The organism is Streptomyces sp. NPDC001415, from assembly GCF_053597395.1.
In genome coordinates this window covers 12,945-31,123 of record NZ_JBSFIE010000053.1, presented here as the reverse complement: position 1 = coordinate 31,123, position 18,179 = coordinate 12,945, and the positions used below count along the sequence as shown (strand labels likewise).

At 67.9% G+C, this 18,179-nt stretch carries 14 protein-coding genes and 1 pseudogene; 8 read left to right on the top strand and 7 right to left on the bottom strand.

The window, feature by feature from the left end; translation table 11 throughout:
* The 7 genes from ACWC2B_RS36225 to ACWC2B_RS36195 form a co-directional block, all read left to right on the top strand.
* The coding region (locus ACWC2B_RS36225; RefSeq protein WP_450724304.1) for a pore-forming ESAT-6 family protein at nucleotides 1–249 on the top strand (249 nt) is incomplete at its 5' end.
* Between the two features lie 74 nt (nucleotides 250–323).
* Complete coding sequence (locus tag ACWC2B_RS36220) at nucleotides 324–716, top strand: DUF6507 family protein (protein WP_450724302.1); 393 nt, start codon at nucleotides 324–326, stop codon at nucleotides 714–716.
* A complete protein-coding gene (locus tag ACWC2B_RS36215) occupies nucleotides 709–3,060 on the top strand; it encodes a hypothetical protein (RefSeq protein WP_450724300.1) in 2,352 nt (783 codons plus the stop codon). The genes ACWC2B_RS36220 and ACWC2B_RS36215 overlap by 8 nt, the downstream gene beginning before the upstream one ends.
* Nucleotides 3,060–3,434 carry a toxin-antitoxin system YwqK family antitoxin gene (locus ACWC2B_RS36210; RefSeq protein ID WP_450724298.1) on the top strand — a complete coding sequence of 125 codons (375 nt, stop codon included), beginning with the start codon at nucleotides 3,060–3,062 and terminating at the stop codon, nucleotides 3,432–3,434. The genes ACWC2B_RS36215 and ACWC2B_RS36210 overlap by 1 nt, the downstream gene beginning before the upstream one ends.
* A 106-nt stretch (nucleotides 3,435–3,540) precedes the next feature.
* Nucleotides 3,541–3,801, top strand: coding sequence for a hypothetical protein (locus ACWC2B_RS36205; RefSeq protein WP_450724296.1), 261 nt, complete (start codon nucleotides 3,541–3,543; stop codon nucleotides 3,799–3,801).
* Nucleotides 3,802–3,972: 171 nt separating this feature from the next.
* A complete protein-coding gene (locus tag ACWC2B_RS36200) occupies nucleotides 3,973–4,656 on the top strand; it encodes a pentapeptide repeat-containing protein (RefSeq protein ID WP_450724294.1) in 684 nt (227 codons plus the stop codon).
* Nucleotides 4,657–5,064: 408 nt separating this feature from the next.
* Nucleotides 5,065–5,463 carry a hypothetical protein gene (locus tag ACWC2B_RS36195; protein ID WP_450724310.1) on the top strand — a complete coding sequence of 133 codons (399 nt, stop codon included), beginning with the start codon at nucleotides 5,065–5,067 and terminating at the stop codon, nucleotides 5,461–5,463.
* Here the strand turns inward: ACWC2B_RS36195 and ACWC2B_RS36190 are convergent.
* From ACWC2B_RS36190 to ACWC2B_RS36160, 7 genes and pseudogenes are all read right to left on the bottom strand, one after another.
* A pseudogene (locus ACWC2B_RS36190) lies at nucleotides 5,400–5,651 on the bottom strand (WYL domain-containing protein); the annotation flags it as partial. The gene ACWC2B_RS36195 and the pseudogene ACWC2B_RS36190 overlap by 64 nt on opposite strands.
* Nucleotides 5,645–6,106: a hypothetical protein gene (locus tag ACWC2B_RS36185; protein ID WP_450724292.1), complete on the bottom strand. Its 462-nt coding sequence runs from the start codon at nucleotides 6,104–6,106 to the stop codon at nucleotides 5,645–5,647. The gene ACWC2B_RS36185 and the pseudogene ACWC2B_RS36190, both read right to left, overlap by 7 nt.
* 356 nt (nucleotides 6,107–6,462) lie before the next feature.
* Nucleotides 6,463–6,987, bottom strand: a complete 525-nt coding sequence (locus ACWC2B_RS36180; RefSeq protein ID WP_450724290.1) for a hypothetical protein — start codon at nucleotides 6,985–6,987, stop codon at nucleotides 6,463–6,465.
* On the bottom strand, nucleotides 6,988–10,449 hold the full coding sequence (locus tag ACWC2B_RS36175) for a polymorphic toxin-type HINT domain-containing protein (RefSeq protein ID WP_450724288.1): 3,462 nt from the start codon (nucleotides 10,447–10,449) through the stop codon (nucleotides 6,988–6,990).
* A gap of 741 nt (nucleotides 10,450–11,190) precedes the next feature.
* Nucleotides 11,191–11,982, bottom strand: a complete 792-nt coding sequence (locus ACWC2B_RS36170) for an aminotransferase class IV (protein ID WP_450724308.1) — start codon at nucleotides 11,980–11,982, stop codon at nucleotides 11,191–11,193.
* Between the two features lie 140 nt (nucleotides 11,983–12,122).
* Nucleotides 12,123–14,957, bottom strand: a complete 2,835-nt coding sequence (locus ACWC2B_RS36165) for a stealth conserved region 3 domain-containing protein (RefSeq protein WP_450724286.1) — start codon at nucleotides 14,955–14,957, stop codon at nucleotides 12,123–12,125.
* The gene (locus tag ACWC2B_RS36160; protein WP_450724284.1) at nucleotides 14,954–15,955 is read right to left on the bottom strand and encodes a hypothetical protein; all 1,002 of its coding nucleotides are present in this window, start codon (nucleotides 15,953–15,955) and stop codon (nucleotides 14,954–14,956) included. The genes ACWC2B_RS36165 and ACWC2B_RS36160 overlap by 4 nt, the downstream gene beginning before the upstream one ends.
* A 329-nt stretch (nucleotides 15,956–16,284) precedes the next feature.
* On the opposite strand from ACWC2B_RS36160, the gene ACWC2B_RS36155 reads away from it, so the two are divergent.
* The gene (locus ACWC2B_RS36155) at nucleotides 16,285–18,138 is read left to right on the top strand and encodes a stealth family protein (protein ID WP_450724282.1); all 1,854 of its coding nucleotides are present in this window, start codon (nucleotides 16,285–16,287) and stop codon (nucleotides 18,136–18,138) included.
* Nucleotides 18,139–18,179 lie beyond the last annotated feature (41 nt).

Below are 18,179 nucleotides of genomic sequence, written 5' to 3'. Positions count from 1 at the left end.
CTCGCCGGGATCGTCGGCCACCTGGAACGCGTCCTCACCGACCGCGACCGCGCCGTGAAGGCCGCCATGGCCGAGTTCACCGCCGACGGCGTCTCCGACGAGTACCACGGCAAGGAACTGCGCTGGAACAAGGCCGCCACCGAAGTCCGCGAAATCATCCGCCTCGTCCGCGGCACCCTCGAACTCAACGACGGCACCGCCCAGTCCACGCTGGCCAAGGCGAAAGCCGCCGTCGACGCCATCGGCTGAGACGGCACAAGCGGCGTACAGGACGAGCCTTGCGGGGCACGGGGGTTGGAACAACGGGGAGCAGGGAGTTTGTGGTGTCGGGGTGGGATGTGAGTCCGTCCGGGGTGCAGGGTGCGTTGCAGAAGGCGGCGGTGTCGGCGGAGGAGTTGTCGACGGCGGGGACGCATCTGAGTGACACGTTGCCGCGGACGGCGACGGCGGCGGGCACGGTCGCGTCCGGGTATACCGGGCCGGCGCTGGCGACGGGTCCGGTGGCGGCGGCGCTGGGCGAGTTCATGCAGCACTGGCAGAAGGACCTTCGGTACGTCGCGGAGCGTACGGGGAAGTCGTTGACCGGGGCGGCCGAGGCGACGACGGAGTACGTCAAGGGCGATCTGACGATGGCCGCGCAGGCCCAGCACGCAGCTCTGGCCGAGCCCACCCCTGCTCCGCCGGGGTTCTCGGGGAAGCAGGCCGTCAGTGAGTGAGCCCGAGTCGATTGTGCCCTCGGGTATACCGCAGTTCACCGGTGACCTGGACAGCCTCGACCATGACACGGCGCTCCTGAATGCGCAGGCCGGGGCATTTCGTGATGCCGGTGCGGGGATCCATGCCCATTTCCAGGGTGCGGCGGCGTTCTACAAGGCGCCGGAGGCGGAGCAGTTGTTCGCCACGACCGCGCCGGTGGCCACCAAGACGGCCACGTTCGCGGGGCAGTTGGAGAAGGTGTCCGGCGCTTTGAGCGCGTACAGCCAGGAGGTGCGGCCGCTGGCGAAGAAGCTCGAAGACCTCCAGCGCCAGGCGTACGCGTTCACCGTGAGCATCGCGGGCGACGAGCACTGGCGGCGTGATGAGACCAAGCGGGACCGCAACGACGCCCTGAAGCACGAGGTCCAGGCCACCCTGGAGGCGTTCTACGCGGCCGAGATCACCTGCCACAACAAGATCACCGCACTGGTCGGCGGCACCACCCTGGTCCTGGGAAAGCTCAGCGGCGGGCAGATGCTACCCAAGGGCACCAGCGCCTACGGAGCCGGCGCCGCCGACCTCGACCACCTGGAGAATGCCCCCTGGGGCACCTACGCCGCGCCCGAGTACACCGGGCTGAGCTGGCTGTACCACCAGGGCAAGAGCTTTGTGTGGGACGGCTTCATCGTCGACGGGATCTGGGGCACCGTCCAGGGCATCGACACCCTGCTCGGCGCCGACGGCTGGGACAAGGCCGGCGAGGCCTGGTGGGGCCTGGCCAAGGTCGCCACCGGCCTGGCCATCGCCGTAGCCCCGGGCGCCGGTGCTTTCTACATGGCCGCCCCGGACAGCACGATGCCGACCTGGTTCCGCGAGTCGCGCACCGCGCTCAAGGAGACCGGTAAGGCGCTGATCGCGTACGACGAGTGGGGCAAGAACCCGTCCCGGGCGGCGGGCGGGGTCGCCTTCAACGTCCTGACCACCGTCTTCACCGCCGGCGCCGGGACGGCGGTCAAGGGCGGCGCGGTGGCGAAAACGGTCTCGGTGCTGGGCAAGGTGGGCCGGGTCGTCGACCCGATGACGTATGTCTTCTCTGCGGGCAAGTTCGGCGTCGGCAAGGTCGGTGACCTGTTCGCCACCCTCAAGACCCTCAACTCGGGCGCCTACAACGACATCCTGTCCGGCACCGGACACCTCCAGCCCGACGGCACCTACGCCAAATTCGCCGACGGGGTGCCGGTCGTCAAGGGCGACGTGATCGAGTGGCCGAACGGCAGCCGCCTCAACCTCAAGGAAAACACCGTCACCCTGGCCGACGGCACGAAAACCGCAGCCCACATCGAACTCTCAGCTGCCGAGCGGGCATTCCTGGCACACAACCTCCCCCGCCACGAACCGGCCATGGCAGGCGCCCAGCCGGGAGAGCACGCTGCGGACCACTCGACGGCTACGCAGACCGGCGCCCCAAGGAATGCCGAGCATTTGCCCGACGGAGCCACCAACGGCTTCCGTAACGAGGGTTCGTCCGAGACGTCGCAGGCATCACGGCCCAGCGGCCCGAGCAACGGCGCCCACATACCCGAGCACGCTGCCCAACCCGGGGGGCAACATCCTGATCACGGGGTTCCGCCCGAGGCGAGCGTCGCGCACCCGGGGAGTCACAGCCCCTCGCCCACCGAATACAGCGGTGACCAGCACCAGCATGCGGAGGGACGTTCCGGCGGCGGCCCCTCACACGACGTACCAAGTGGAGACATCAGCCCACCTCCCCCCGGCCCCGGCACAAAGCTCCTTGCTCAACTGGACCAGACACGGACCGGAGTAACCAATCACCTCATCACTGAGGTTGATGGCCGCCCAGTGGCCGACTACCTTGACGACCTCGCTCGTGATCGCGCTGCCGCCTACCGCGCGGCGAAGGAGGCTGGCAGCTTCCCGAGAAAACAGACTGGTGCGTGTGTCGGGGCAGTAATTGACCTGCGTACGGGCCAGATCTTCGAAGGAATCAACGGCAAGGCGGACGATATCATCCCGCAGGATGAACTCCACCCTACACTTGCAGCTCGTTATGAATCCATCGGCGACCCGCCACCTCATAAGGACCACCCTTTGGGACACGCCGAGGTAAAGGCAGTGAACGAACTACTCAAGCAACGCACGAAGCTAGGTCTGCCGGACGGGGAATCGGTACTTGCCGAATTGAGAGCATCCGTGGAGTTCCCCTACCTCCCCAACAAGGAAACAGGACTGACTGGGCGAGCAGCCCCGTTCTGTGCAAACTGCAACCATATGCTGCAGGGGGTACCCAGCAGCCACGGACGCTTCACAGGCTTCCCTCCGAGCGAAGAAAACTGGATCCCCTGATGACCGCGACACGCCGAATTGATATCGACAGCCCTGAAGTGGACATGGACGAGGCCCAGCGCCTGCTCTACCAAGGTGAGTTGTTTACCGGAGAAGTAGCGGAATACATGGCAGGCAAACTGGTGAGCCTGGACCATTACACAGACGGTGTCCAGGATGGCTTGTCGCGCGAGTGGTACCCGGACGGCACCCTACGGTCAGAGGGACGGCTACGAGAGGGCTTGCCCTGCGGGGAGTTCAAGGAGTGGCACGCCAACGGAGCACTCGCCTCACGGAAGGTATTCGGTGACGATGGCTTGACGCTTCTTGAAGAACTCAAGTGGGACGAAAACGGAAAGCCGACACGCAGTTGGCGACTCGGTAACGGCTACTGATCTACACCGTAATGAAATCTTCAGTCAGCCCCCGTCGCTTCCGCCCAGATATGAACGATGGGCGCCCGGCCGCGTTCGGCATTTCCCCGTACGCGCCGATCAGGAAGTGCTGGGCTATCTGTGGGCCTCGAACGCCGAAGGCGCCGCGAGCTTCGCGCCCCGCGATAAGGCGGACCTCCTCGGCTACCGGGCCGGCCTGGTGTGGCTGGCCCGGTTCCAGGAGGCATACGACCGCGGGCCGAGCCCCATGGCTGCCTTGACTGAGATGGGGGATCTGCCAGGCGATCCGCTGGCAGGACAGGCAACCGGATCTGAACCGGCCGAGGTGGCGGAGTTCTGGATGCTGCTTGACCAGACGGGCGGCTGAGTCCCTGCATAGTGACCTTCTTGGGGAAATTCAACGGCCGGAATTCTCGGAGGCCCAGTCTTTCGGGGGATCCGGCACATTCTCGGCCGCTGGCCGGGGTCCGCGAGTTCCTCGGGGCGTGACTGCCCCGCTGAGCCGCCCGCGCCGGTCGCGACCGCGGGTGGCTCAGCGGTGACGGATGCGCCGAAAGCCGTGGGGGGAGAGATCGTGCCATCTGGTACCCATAAGAAATGGGAGCCGAAGACGCTCCCGGCCGACCCTGAGGCGTCGCGCCAGTTGCAGGAATGGCTGGCCGAGGAAGGCCACAGCCTCTTCGGCATCGAGCACGACTTCCGCGGGGCCGACCTCTCGAGTGGGGACTTCACGAGCTCGTGGTTCATCCAGGCGGTCCTGGCGGGTGTGCGGCTGGTGGGAGCGAGTTTCTACCGAGCCGACCTGCGGTCGGCGGATCTCACCGGCGCCGACCTCACCGGCGCCGACCTCGTCAGGGCGAATCTTGACGAGGCCGTGCTCCGCTCGGCGCGGCTCGACGGTGCCGACATGGTCAAGGCCTCGCTGTACGGGGCCGACGCATCGGGAGCGAGCTTCAGAGAAACGCGGATCATGGGCGCCTCGCTCTGCCGCGTCGATCTGAGGGGAGCGGACCTGACCGACGCGGTCTTGTTCCACAACACCTTCAAGGTCACGGTCGACGACTCCACGGTGGTGCGTGGCCTGACCGGCACCGTTTTCGGTCCGATCACCGTCTGCAGTGCCGAATCCTCCCGAGAGCTGGCCGGCGCGGAGATCGAGGCGTGGATCCGTGAGCGGGGTGGTCAGGTCGAAGTGATCGCTCCGGGTAGCCCCCAGGAGTAGGTCGGGAGTGCTACGTCCGGAATCCCTGACTTTCACGGTGAGTGACCGGCTCCAGGGGACCACGGAGCGGGGAAGGCCGGGAGCCGCCCCGTGGTGCACGCTTGCCCGACCGCGCGATAGAAACGACGATGGGCTTCTCGATCCAGGGAGGCTGCCCGGCCTTTCGAAAGTGTGACTCCGCCGCCGACATGGCTGACGCGGTCGGCGAGACTTACTCCTCCGAGGCCGAGGATGCCATCCTCATCTGGAACTTGGTGCCGGTGCGGCTGTCATACGGCTATGACCTCGCTGCCCGCGCCGCCGTCGGATCCCGAGGCAGCGATCGTGCGGCTGCTCGCGGCCTCCCTGCCCGACTAACGCCGTAGTTGTGCGGTCACGTCCGTTGGATCAGCGTCGTCCTCGACGTCCGTGCTCGGCAGGGCCTTCGCCTCGGTCGAAGAGCACCACGCGGTCAACCTTGCCACGCGACAGCGGGAACTCGTCGAGGACGGTGACTCGCGAGGGCACCATGCGCTGGCCGACCGGGGCGATTCGATCGTTCGTACGCAAGTGTTCGTCAGCGAGTGGGCGGTCACCCGGTACGCGACACTGGCCAGGCTGCTGCCCGCCGACGAAACCGTGTGGGCCATGGAGACCCCTCCCGAGCTGTCCGGCAAGGGCATGGCAGCGCTCGCCCAGGACTCGCCGGGCGGGCGACCCGCCAGCGAGAAGCACGCTGGCGGAGGCGGCCACCAGGTCGGACGCTTCCTCGGCGAGGCGACGGGCGGCAAGCCGTCCTCCGCGGCCAACATCCGGGACAGCCGGTAGGTGCGGTCCGCGCCAGATCTCGTGGCCAGCAAGTAGCCCTGGTCGCGTACGGTGGCCAGGCCGATCGGGTCCACCGTGCGCCACGTCGGGATCTGGTTCACAGCCGCGTAGTGGACGCGCAGCTTGTGTCCGGCGAACACCGCTCGCCGGACTTCTGCCACGGTGACTTCTCGGCGTGCCGTCAGTTCATGAACGCGGTGCCGCCTCCCCAGCACGTGCTCTCCCAGGCGGTGGCCGGGCTGTGCAGGGCACCGGTGCCGTAGGGGTCGGCTGTGAGGGTGGCTATGGCCTGGTGGGCGTCGCCCGCGCAGGTGGCACCGGTAGTGCCGTAGTCCTTGAACAGGGCGATGTCGCTCTTGCCGGCCCCGTTGTAGTCACCGGTGGTCATGAACTTCGTGCCGGTGCCCCAGTGGCTTCCGTCCCAGCGCGGAACCAGACCGCCGAACCCGCCGCTACCGCTCGGGTTCGCGTTCAGGGTGAGCAGGCTGACGTGCCCGGCACCGTAGTCGTACAGCAGGGCCAGGTCACTCTTGCCGTCGCCGTCGAAGTCACCGGAGTTGAAGAATGCGGTACCGCCTCCCCAGCAGCGCCAACCAGGCCGTGGCCTCGATCGCTGCCAGTCCGACGAGGCGGGCCCGCCCAAATCCGTCTCCCAGGAACTGCTTCCATGCGCCCGCCAGGACCGGCGGGTGACCCAGACCGCCTTGGGCCAGTCCCTCGGCGTGAGACAGCCCGCCGTCTGGAGAAGAAGGGCTACGGCGCTTACAGCGCGGACGTCCTCGCGGCGGCTGCGGCTGATCTGGAGATTCCGCAGGCACGGGGGGCGGTAGACGTCCGTCGGGACCACCGAACGACGGACGACGTGAACTGACGCAAGTTCATCAGTGGGACGGCGGCCGCTGCCGCAGTCCCGCCCTGACGCTGCGGCATAAGAGACGCGGCGGGCACTCGTAGAGAACCCGCCGCGCTCTTTGTGAATGGTTCAGGCCGGACCGCGTGTCAGGCCGACCACCAGGCGGGGGAGAAGCTTATGGACCAGACATCCCCCACTTGTTCCCCAGCGGGGTCGTCCAGATCCGTGTCACTTTCTCCGTAGGGGTCTACCTCAGCGACGACAAAAATCCTGGCGCCGGACTCGGAGACCCGGTACTGATGGATGTCATCCCTGGTGGAGGGGTCGGGCTCGACCGAGTATCCCAAGCGCGCCATCGATGAACGTAGGTCGTCAAACTTCACCCGGCGAGCGAAATGTCCGTACCTTTCCTCAAGGGCTATTGGAACAGCGGTCGAACCGTCGATGAGACGGTGTGTTTTCACACCGATGCCCATACACGGCCAGGTCTCCGCCTCCTCCTGAAAAACGAGGTCGAGAAGCCCGTAGTCTCGGCCGACGACGCTCTCCGACCTGTTGTCGACGTAGGAGGTGCCCAACTTCGCTTCCCAATCGGCAGGACCCATCCCGATGCTTGCTCCGAGAACGTCACCACGAGTGGCGAAATGGACGTAAAAGTCAAGATCTGACATCTACATCTTCTCCAATGCTTCGATCAAAGCCGTCAGCTCTTCCGTCCGATCCTCCTTGAAGGTCCAATCCGGCTTTCGCCCTTCCTTCATGGCCTTGGCGTTGTAGATGTACTTCTCCCTGGCGTCTTTTGTGACCCGCAGTAGATCCGCGCGTAGCTTCGGGCTCGACTTGAGCCTGTCGATGACGGCGTCGACCTGCTTCGGCGAGGCGAAGCCCTTGGATGAGCGGAAAGGAAGACCCATGATGCCTCCCTTCCCGTCCGGACGGATCAGGACTTCCATGTCGTCCATCATGTTGACGTGGGCACCCTTCGGAATCCAGTCTCTGTCCACCACCGCTACGCGGCGAATGTTCAGGTTGCACTTCTTATTGGCGTTGTGCACCAGAACCGCAGCAGAACCGGCGGCGACGTAGTAGGTGTGGAGGCCCTCGACGGTGAGGTTGTAGACGGTGCGGGACTCGGTCCACGCGCGGGTGTTGACGACCTCTCGCAACTCGCCGTTGGTGTTGCGCAGCCGGTCTCCTGCCCTGACGGCTTTGGCGTCCAGCCAGCGGTGCTTGTCAGCCACCCAGAATGGGTGCCCGTCGGTGGCGGTGATCTTGCCGGTGGCGCTCCCGGTCGAGCCGTCGGTGTCGACGGTGATCTCGACCAGGTTCTTCTGCCCCGATCCAATGATCAGGTCGGTCACGGCGCGCGCTTCGGTCCCGCCGACACCCGGGTTGGTGGCCAGAACGTGCTGCCCTACCCGGACGTCGCGGATGGGCTTACGCGTGCCGTCGGCCATCAGCACGGGGGTTTCCGACGTGAAGCTGTTGTCCGGCGTCAGGGCCTCCACCGGACAGACCAGTGGTGTCTTCCGAAACTTCTCGAGTGCTTCCTGGCCTTGACGGATCAGTTTCTTCGCCGCGGCAGACTCCTCGAGAAACTTGTCGATGCCGCCCACAATTCGGGTGATGGCCTTGCTGATCTCCGGCAGCTTTTTGATGACCTGGAGAGCCTTGCCCCACGGAAGGGCACCGACCACCGCCCAGAAGCAGCTTTCGATGTTCCCGTCGGCGATGCACTTCTTGATGTCTTCGAAGAGGAGGTCGACGAGGATCTGTCCGCCGTTTTCGATCAGGAAGTCGGTGATGTCCTTGTCTGCAACGTGCCGATTCTTCTCGAACTCCTCGGGTGACAACCCGTCGTTTTCGAGTGCTTGCTCCTCCTCCCAGGTCAGTTCGGCCGCGCCACCCTTGCCGTCCTGCTTGGCGGCCTCTTCGCGGCGCTTGCGTTCCTGCTCCCGCTCGTATTCCTCGGCCTTCTTGGCTGCCTCGTCGGCCTCGTGGGCGTAGGTGTTGGCGTTCTTGGCCGCGTCCTCTGCCGACTTGGCGTGCGTTTCGGCGGAGTCGGCGAGTTTGCCCGCGGCGGTGGCGTCTTCTTCTGCCTGGGTTGCCGCGCCCTGGGCGGTGGCGGCTTCCTTCTCGGCGAGGTCGGCGGCGCCGCTGGCGGCGGAGGCGTGCTGGTCGGCTTCGGCTGCGGCGCCGCGTGCCCGTGCTGCTTCAGCCTCGGCCTGGTTGGCTGCCTGGCGTGCGGCTGCCGCGTCCGCGTACGCCTGGTTGGCGCTCTGGCGGGCGAGTTTGGCGTCGTCCTGGGCCTGGGCGTCGGCTTGGTTGGCCCGTGCCGCCGCTGCCCTGGCCTTGGCCCCGTCCTCTGCCGCCTGCGCGGCGGACTTCATGGCCGCCGCGGTCGAGCGTGCCGCGTTGGCGGAGGACCGTGCCGCGTCCGCTGCTGCCTTGAACGCGGGGGCCACCTCGGCATTGGCGCGCTTCGCGGCTGCTTCGGCGTCTTCCGCGGCCTTGACCGCTTCGGCCGCCTTCGCTTCGGCGGAAGCGACCTGTTCCTGCCCCATCTCCATGGCGTCCTTGGCCACCGTGGCGGCGAAGTCCGCGTCGATGTCCTTGCCGGAGAACGGTGCGGTCAGCTCGATCGCGGTGTTGGCCGGGTCGGCGATGCCGGCCGCGGTGCTTCGGGCGGCCACGGAAGCTTGCACCGCGATCGTGGCCTGCAGTTTGGCCATGGCGGCTTCGCGGACCGCGCCTTCGGCTTCTGCCTTGGTGCGGTTGGCGGCCTGCAGGGCGTTGTTCGCCTCAGCCGCGGCAAGGCCGGCCAGCCGGGCGGACTCCTGCGCAGCCATTCCCGCGCGGGCCTCCTGCAAGGTGGCCTCGGCCGCACTTGAGTTGGCACGCTGCGCGGCCGCATGAGTCTTGGCGGCCTCCGCTTCGGCCCTGTTCGCCGCGGCATTGGCGGCGGCAGCTGCGGCTTCGGCCTTGCTCGCCGCCTCGTTGGCACGGGCAGCGTGTGCGGTGGCCTCTGCGGCTGCTGCCCGTGCCCGGGCCGCCGCTCCTGCGGCCTCGGTGGCCGCGGACCGGGCTCGTACCGCCGCACCACTCGCGGTGTTGGCGGCGCTGCGGGCTTCACCGGCTGCCGTCTTGGCGGTATTGGCATCCGCTCGCGCCGACTGCGACGCGGCAAGCGCCACACCGGCGTCCGCCGTACCCCGGGCCGAGGCGGCGATCGCTTCGGTGGCCTGGGCTCGGGATTCCTTCGCGTCGTGTTCCTGCTCGGCCTTGAACGCCCTGTTGCGGGCATTGCGGGCGTTGGTCTCCTCGCCCCGCGCACTCTCGTCCGCCTTGGACGCGATGCCCTCCTGCTCGGCGGCGTGTGCCCGCGCTTGCGCCGCGGTGGCGCCGGCCGCCTGGGCCTCGGCGCGTGCCGCGGATGCCGTACGGGCCTCGGCCTCCGCGCGTGCCCGCGCGGCCGCTGCGTTGTTCCGCTCCTTCTCGGCGCGGGCACGTGCCTGCGCCGCGAGATCCCGCTCGCGCTCGGCGATGGCACGCTGCTCGGCGGCGATTTTCGCCTGACGCTGGGCCTCTTCCCGTGCTTCGCGGGTCTTCTTGGCGTGCTCCCAGGCTTCCTTTTCGGCCTTCTCGGCTGCGATGCGGGCCGTCTTGGCGTGGGCGGCCGCGTCGGCTGCGATCTTGGCCTGCTTGTCGGCGGCCTCGGCCAAAGAAACAGCGGCCTTCGCGTGCTCGACGGCGGCGGCCCGCCATGCCTTGGCCTGCTGCTCGTGCAGCTCGGCCTGGTTCTTGGCGTTGAGACCCTTGGCGTCGGCCTCGGTGGCCTCGATCGCCTTCTGCGCGGTCTGACCCGCCTTGACAGCCGCATCCGCAGCTGCCGCGATGCCTGATGCGACATCGGACCACTGCGTACCGTAGGTCAGGCCGGTCTCAACGAGAACATCCGCCTGGATCTTGGCCTGGGCGGCGGCGACCTTGGCGGCCTTCGCTGAGCCGGCGGCGATGTCGACCTGGCGGGCGGCCTCGGCCTTGACGCTGTCGTAGGAGGACAGGGCCTTGCCGGCCTGGTCGGCGGAGAGCATGCGGTCCGCTTCGCGCGCCTGCCCGGCCGCGGAAGTCATCGCGTTGGACGCTTCCTTGAGGGCCTTGACCGCATCGCCGTGGGCGGCGACTCACCCCCGCTTTGCCGGCAGCGAAGCGCGGCGTGCACTCGTCCAGCTCGCCGGAGCACGGGGACGGACCGGCCCACCCAGGACTGTTGGACGACAATCAAGCCCCCGGCGGTGAGGTTTCTCGATCACGCCGACCCAAGTCCGGCCCAGAGGCCGGACGTTGGAGGGGCATCAGGCCGTCAGGCGGGGTGGTGGGAGCGGCCGAGGCAGGCGTCTTCCTCGCCAAGTCACCGGACAGGTAGCCAGTCGGCGCGTCCGCCTCGGCCGAAGCACGCGTCCAGTTGGCGAATGCCGTTGGCGGTTGGCGAATACCGTAGGCGCCTTGAGGGCCGGGGGCCGTGCCGCCCCGCCGGTCCTACTCCTCGCGAGGGTGCCCCAGTTGTAGTACGGAAGACACCTCATCCAGGTCGCGAGAGCCGTAGACGTCTTGCACGTGTCCATTCCGGCAAACCCAGGAAGGCGCCGAAATGGTTCGAAGCGGCCTAACGGACGGGCCCGATTCCAACAGGCACGTGACGGCCAGCTCTGGCGGCCGCCGCCGGCCAGGACGCCGAGGGCGGGAGGGTGACGGCGCCGCCACACAATGCGCCGAAGCCGCATCCGTCGGCAGCGTTCCAGTGCTCCACCGAAGAACAGGCACAACAAGCCCTTTCCGTCCGGGGTTTCCCGAGTTCGTCGCCGGAAGGGGGCTCAGCGCAGCTCGTCCCATGGGACGAGCTGGTACAGCTTCTGCGCTGTCCCGACAAGTGCCGTGTCCGGCGGATACCGGATGTCATCGATCTGGGTTACGGCGGCGATGCCCTGGGAGTTGCAGACGATGGCTGCATCGAAGCGGGCCACTTCCGCCAACGGCACGGGTTCCTCCCGCCAGGCGATGCCCGCCCTGCCCAGTTCCTGTCGCAGCAACAGCATCGTGATGCCGTCCAGGGAAGGCCCTTGGGGCCATATCACCGTGCGGCCCTTCAGGAAGCCCACGTTCGTGACGGCTCCCTCGGCCACCATGCCGTCCGGCCCCACCAGCAGCGCCTCGTCGAACCCTTCAGCGGCCACCCGCTTCAAGTGGTAGGCCTGCCCGAACACCCCCACGTGCTTGAGGTGGGCCAAGGGACGCAGGTAGGACACACTCCGCAGACGCTGTCCGGCGAGATCGGGCGCCGGAGGCCGGACGACGACCACCGTCACCGGGAGCGGCCCTTCCTGTGGTGGGTAGACGTAGATGCGCACGGATGCGTCGGTGACCGCGGCCTCCTCAAGGGCTTGGCCAAGCCGGCCGGTGACCAGGGCGCCGTCCAGCTCTTGGCCAAAGAGTTCCCGGGTGGCCGTGTCCAGACGGGCCAGGTGGAGGTCGAGCCCACGCACCCGCCCGGATCTGACCTGCATCGCGGTCATGTGACCGAACCCGCCCATCAACACCGTGGGCAGCGGGTCGGGAGCAACGGCGCACCCGTCAACCTGGACGTACGGAAAGCGATGATCACCCATGCCGGTCACCCTAAGCGATCTTGCTTAGGGTGAGCTGCACGACGGTGCGGGGCCCGTGACGCCTGGAGCCGGGCGATGGCTGGGCAGGTGCGGACAACAGGTCGCCCACCCAACCACACCCATAAAATCACCAGGATCGATCAGCTGCGCTCGAAGGGTGAGGGCACGGGGTAGTAGGCCTCAAGGAAGGCGCGCAGGGTGCGGTCCTGCTCCGTGACGGAGACCTCCGCGTCTGCGGATTCTCCGATGCAGAAGACGGTACGGCCGCGGGTGGCCAGCAGGCGGCTCAGGACCGTGTGGTGCTGGGAGTTGCCGACGTTGACGTAGGTGCAGGAGATCGTCGCCGGGGTGGAGCGTCCGGTGAGGTAGCCGTAGTGGTGGTGCAGCGATGACGTGACGGACAGGTCGGTGGCGGCGCGGAAGGGGTTGCCGGCTGTTGCCGCCACCTCGGCGGAGAACCTCTCGCCGATCTCTTCGAGGACGCTGCGCCGCAGAGGGTGCGGTGCGTGCAGGAAGCTGTGGGTGGCGATGCGGCCGAATTCCCGCTCCAGCACGGCTCGGTTGTTCTTCGCTGCCGCGAAGTACCCTTCGTCGTCCTCGGAGAGTTCGTTCGGCGGTACGGCGGTGGGGGAACGGAAGTGGTGTGCCGTGCCGTTGCTGTCGAAGAAGGCCTGCGGGGTCACCGGCCGTCCGATGAACACGTCGTCGTTGAGGTAGAGGAAATGCTCCGCGAGGCCGTCGATGCGGTGCAACTGGCCCTCGATGGCATGGGAGTTGAAGGTGGGGAGCCAGGTGGGGTCGGTGAAGATGTCCCGGTGACTGACCAGCTTGATGCGGGGGTCGCTGGTGTCCAGCCAGGCGGGTGCCTGGTCGTCGGTGACGATGTGGATGGTGCGCACCCAGGGTGCGTACATGGCCAAGGAGCGCAGAGAGTAGCGGAGTTCGTCGCGGTTGCGGAACCGTACGTCGCCGCTGTCCGCGCCGCCCGTCGTCGCGATGCCGGCTTCGCGGCGGGCGTTGTCGCGGCGCCGCTGCCAGGCGGGGTCGGTGTCGTCGACCCAGGTGTAGACGACGTCGATGGGAAAGTCGACGTCGTTCATGAGCCGGCCGGTGAATGCGGCGGCGGTGGGGTGTTCGCGCTCGGCCACCCGTAGCGTGGCGGTGGCCTCCAGGCTGGGCAGGCGTGGGCCTATCAGCGTGGAGCCGCGGGGGGCCTTGCGCCAGCCGGGGAATTCCTCGTCCTCGTCGCTGACGGCCCAGAATTCGACGGTGCACCCGAAGGCGGGACCGTATCGCAGGGTGCGGCCGGTAGTGGTCACAGGCTTGAAGACGCGGACTCCGGCAACGTCCCCCGCATCACGCAACCGCTCTGCCAGCCATGCGCCGGGGGCGGCGCCCTTCGGGGCGATGAGTTCGCCGTAGACGGGCTTGCCGTGCAGCTCTGTGGCGAGGGCGTCCAATGCCTGGGCCCTGCGCTCGACTTCGACGGCGATGCGGTACGAGGTGCCGCCGTCCCGCAGGAGTACGTACGGGACCTGGTGCGCGGTGAGGGCGGCGGTGGCCAGTTCGAGGTTCCACTCGGCCATGCGGGGGGCCAGGACGTCGTCGCGGACTTCGGCGAGGCGGCCGGCGGTGCGTACCAGGGTGCCGGTGCGGTCCTGAGCCTGGAGGAGGACTTCGCGTGCCTTCTGCTCGTCGGCGGAGTGGGCGAGGGCCGTGACCGGAGCACTGATGTTGAAGCTGCGGGTGCCGCCGGCCGCGATGCGCCGGGCGGTGCGGTCGGCGCGCTGGGCCAGCCGCTTGGGGTCCTCACGCCGCGATACGAGACGGGTGAAGAGGGCTTCCCAGCGAGCGGCGATGTCGGCGGAGCCGAAGCGCTCGTACACCCCGTGGCGGGCCGCGGTGCCGTAGGCGAGGCGGGTGTCGTCGTCCTCCATCAGCTTGGCCATGGCCGCGGCGAGGGAATCCTTGTCGGCGGCCGGCACGAGCAGCCCGTCGGTGCCGTGCCGGACGATCTCGGCGGGGCCGGTGACGATGTCGTACGCGACGACCGGCACGCCCGCGGCGAAGACCTCCAACAGCACCAGCGGGAACGCCTCATTGCGGGAGGGCAGCACGGCGAGTGCCGCCTTCGCCCATTCCTGTTCCATCTGGGCGGAGCGGCCGAGGAGTTGGACCCGGTCGTGCAGGGCGAGGCCGTCGATCAGGCGGCGGAGGTTCACCTCCTGTGGGCCGTCGCCGAAGATGCGCATGGTCCAGTCGGGGTGCTCATCGGCCAGCGTCGCGAAGGCCTCGACGGCATGGTCGAGTTGCTTCTCCGGCGTCATCCGCGCGGCGAGCACGATCGTCTTGCTGTCGAGGTCGGACCGGGGCCGGAAACCACTGGGGACGGCGTTGGGAATGGCGACGAGTTCAGGGGCGGCCGCCCCCAGGGAGTCGGCGAACCAGTCGTTGGTGCGCTCGGTGAGGGAGACCAGGGCATCGATGCGGGGCGCGTAGACCAGCAGCGGCTCGCCGGTGGCGCCGCGCAGCTGAGATGCGCGGTGTTCCTGGTGGACGGTGATGACGCGGGCGGGCGCGAGTTCGGCGGCCGCGGCCATCAGGGCCGGGGTGGTGGTGATGAGTACGTCCGCATCGAGGGAGCCGAGGGCGGCGGCCATCTCGATGTCGGAAAGGCGGTCGAAGGTTGCTTCCCAGGAGGGCTTGATGACCTCGCTGGGCAGCGAGGCGAGCGTGCGGCATTCCTGCTCGCTCAAGTCGCTTGCGCGGACCGGCTGTTCGTAGGGGCCGGTGCGGTCGATGAGGTAGCGGCGCGGGACGGTACGGCCGACCTCGAAGAAGGGCTCGGGACGGGTCTTGAAGACGCTGATGACCTCGACCTGGTGGCCGGCTGCCAGGTGAGTGGCCTGGGTGTAGGCGGCCATCTCGGTGCCGCCCATCTCGTCACCCCAGGTGAGCAGGAATGTGATCTTCATCGGGTGGAGTCCTCGGGGGTGACGAAGGGGGCGCAGCTGACAGCGAGGGTGCCTGCTGCGGAGAGATGGGCGTGCACGCGCAGAACGGTGCCGTCGTCCAGGGCGACGGCACGGAAGGGCGTACGAAAGACCCGCTTGGGATGGCGTACGTCGGTAAGACGGCGGGCGATCTTGATCCGGGTGGTGTTGGACGTCAGGCGGATGTCCCACATGCGCTGGTCGCGGCTGTTCCGGCTCATCTCGGCGAGCGGCAGGTCGAAGGTGAACTCGGAGCCTTGCCAGCGCGGCCGTATGGCGATGGCCGTGCCGGCGGCGCCACGGCGTATCGCCTCGGCCGCGTAGGCGTCGTGAGGGGGCTGGACGGCGAGCAGCCTGCCCCGCACAGTGATCCGGTCCCACTTCAGGTCAAGGGCGGTCAACTCGGCTTGCCGGCGCGGCGCGGAGACCTTGATCACGGCGTGACCGTCCACGGTTCGGGCCACTCGGTAGCGCACGCCGGTTGCGGGGTCGGGCGAGGTCCGCAGCGTGGGTCCGTCGCCGATGGACGCGGCGAGGGAAGCCACCGCGGCCCGGTGCTGTCGGCCCGCACGGTCGGTGGCCACCAGAGAGAGCCGCCAGATGCCGTCGTGCAGTCGAAGTCCCCTGGCGTCCGGTGCGTCCAGGCGGGCGTGGCGCAGCGGGGTGGTCAAGGTCAGCAGAACTCCGCCGTCAGGTTGGGGTTCCAGCTCCAGAGGCAGGCGTTGGCTGCGCCCGCGGGACTCCAGGAGGAGTCCGGCCCCGGTCACGCCACCGGGCAGCGAGAGGCAGGGCAGAGCGAGGTTGAGGGTGCGGCCCCCGAGGACGGACAGGTGGACGGGCCGCAGCAGAGCGAGTGAACGTCCGCGGGCGCCCAGCGCGGGGAGCGTGTCGATCTGTTCGGTACGCAGCCGTGCACGACTTGCTGCTCCTCGGGCCCACTTGGCGGCTCGCACCGCGTGGGACAGGAGGGGTTCACCCATGACGTTCCGTTCTGTGTTCTGCGACTCCTGGTCGCACCGGGGACCCCATGGAATGTGAACCGGCGCCCCGCAGTCCAGTCCATAGCCCGATTTGGCGGGCAACATGTGAAATCTGCCGGTCAGCCCAGAAAACTACTGACCAATCCGGACATATGCACCCATCCTGCGAAGGATTGGTCTTGACCAATGCATTGAGTACATTACCTTTACATGAACGTCATCTTATCTTCACCTGAGATCGAAGGGCCCAGCTCATGACCACGGGCGGGCCCTTTGGGGGGCACGGTCCTGCGTCTCGGGACGAACACCAGTAAACGGAGCAAAACAGCATGACACAGGCCCAGGGGGCGCCGACGACAGCGTCGACGCAGGGGAACCCGGCACAGGCCACACGGGGGACGCATCACTCCGCCCCCTCCGGCAACGTGGCCGGCACGGTCAGTGGCACGCCACCGAATGCCGAGGCCTCCGGCCTTGTCTCTCTTTACCGCAAGGCACTGCCCGCCACAGGGCGGCGTGCCATCGCCCGGCGTTTCTCGCCCGAGCAGCGCCGCAGGTTCAAGCAGCGCCTGACCGTCGCTTCGACGGGGCTGCAAGCCACCCGGCTGCGGTCCTCGGCCTTCACCGCGGCCCGCCGCACGCTGATCGCAGGCTCTGACACGGTCGTGGTCACGATCGAGGGACGCTCACGCCTCGCTCTCCCCCAGCCACGTCTGTCTCCCGAGGCAGCGCGGCGCGGCAACCTGGCCACCGTCACCGAGGCGCTCGCCTCGGCCGGTATCGACTACTTCTGCATACGCCAGCGAGACCGCTCAGCAACGACGGTCGGCGTCGCTCGCACCGATCGTGCCGCCGCACTCCAGGCCCTGAGCGAACACGCCGGCGTTCGCCCCTGCTACCTGACAACTCCGGGCAACACCGGGAAGGTGTTCGCCGGCTACCGGTCCCCGAGCTGGAGGCGTTTCGCCTCTGCCGACGTGGTGCGGCTGTTCACCTACCACACCGACCCCGGTCGGCGCTTGGTCCTTGGCGCCGAGCACGGCTGCGACCTGGAATTCTGGTCCTCGGACGGCGAGAAGCTGACGGCGCCGCGTCGCAACTCGATCGCGGAGTCCGTGCCCGCCGACGGCCTGACCGTCGAGACCCCGGCCGAGACCTTCACCGCTCCCTACGGCACCCGGGACCGTGGCCTGCTGACGGTCCGCACCCGGGAGGAATTCACCACCGTCCTGCCCCGGGACATCACCTTCCCCGTCGACGCGGTCTACACGTGGGTCAACGGAGCCGACCCGGCGTGGCTCGCGCGCCGCTCACGTTTCTCGGGCACCAGCTATCACGCAGAGGCGGCCAACGCCGCGCGCTATGCGGACCATGACGAACTGCGCTACTCGTTGCGGTCCCTGGACATGTACGCGCCGTGGATCCGCACCATCTACATCGTCACCGACGACCAGACCCCCGCCTGGCTGGACACCTCCGCCCCGGGGATCCAGGTGGTGTCGCACCGGGACGTCTTCCGTGACCCCAGCGTGCTGCCAACCTTCAACTCCCACGCCATCGAGAGCCAGTTGCACCACATCGATGGACTGTCGGAACACTTCCTCTACTTCAACGACGACGTTTTCCTGGGTTCGGAACTGTCCCCCAAGGACTTCTTCCTTGCCAACGGGCTGACCAGGTTCTTCCCCTCACCTGCCCTGGTGCCGCTGGGTCCTCCCTCTGCCGAGGACGTCCCCGTCGCGGCGGCCGGAAAGAACAACCGCACCCTGATCCAGCGGCGGTTCGGGACCACGCCCGTCGAGAAGATGCGGCACACTCCGCACGCCCTGAGCCGCAGCGTCCTGGAAGAGATCGAGACGGATTTCGCCGAGCAGCACGCCACGACGGCTTCCCACCGGTTCCGCAGCAGCGACGACATCGCCATCCCGTCGTCCCTGTACCACTACCACGCCTTCCACACGCGCCGCGCGGTCCCCGGCGACCTGCGGTACGTGTACCTGGACGTCGCCCACCCGCACACGCCCAACCATCTCGACCGGCTGCTGCTCGCCCGGGACAAGGACGTGTTCTGCCTCAACGACACCACGTCCAACGAGGGCGACTTCACGCGAAGCGATCGCCTGATCCGGACGTTTCTGGAGGCATACTTCCCGGTGGCCAGCCGGTTCGAGCGGCCCCTGTGACACGGGCCCGACCGACCATCCACCACCGCACTGCCTTGGAT

Coding starts and splice junctions, on each gene's coding strand:
- ACWC2B_RS36210 (WP_450724298.1), top strand. CDS start 3,060: ATGACCGCGACACGCCGAATTGATATCGACAGCCCTGAAGTGGACATG.
- ACWC2B_RS36180 (WP_450724290.1), bottom strand. CDS start 6,987: ATGTCAGATCTTGACTTTTACGTCCATTTCGCCACTCGTGGTGACGTT.
- ACWC2B_RS36175 (WP_450724288.1), bottom strand. CDS start 10,449: ATGACTTCCGCGGCCGGGCAGGCGCGCGAAGCGGACCGCATGCTCTCC.
- ACWC2B_RS36170 (WP_450724308.1), bottom strand. CDS start 11,982: ATGGGTGATCATCGCTTTCCGTACGTCCAGGTTGACGGGTGCGCCGTT.
- ACWC2B_RS36165 (WP_450724286.1), bottom strand. CDS start 14,957: ATGAAGATCACATTCCTGCTCACCTGGGGTGACGAGATGGGCGGCACC.
- ACWC2B_RS36160 (WP_450724284.1), bottom strand. CDS start 15,955: ATGGGTGAACCCCTCCTGTCCCACGCGGTGCGAGCCGCCAAGTGGGCC.
- ACWC2B_RS36155 (WP_450724282.1), top strand. CDS start 16,285: ATGACACAGGCCCAGGGGGCGCCGACGACAGCGTCGACGCAGGGGAAC.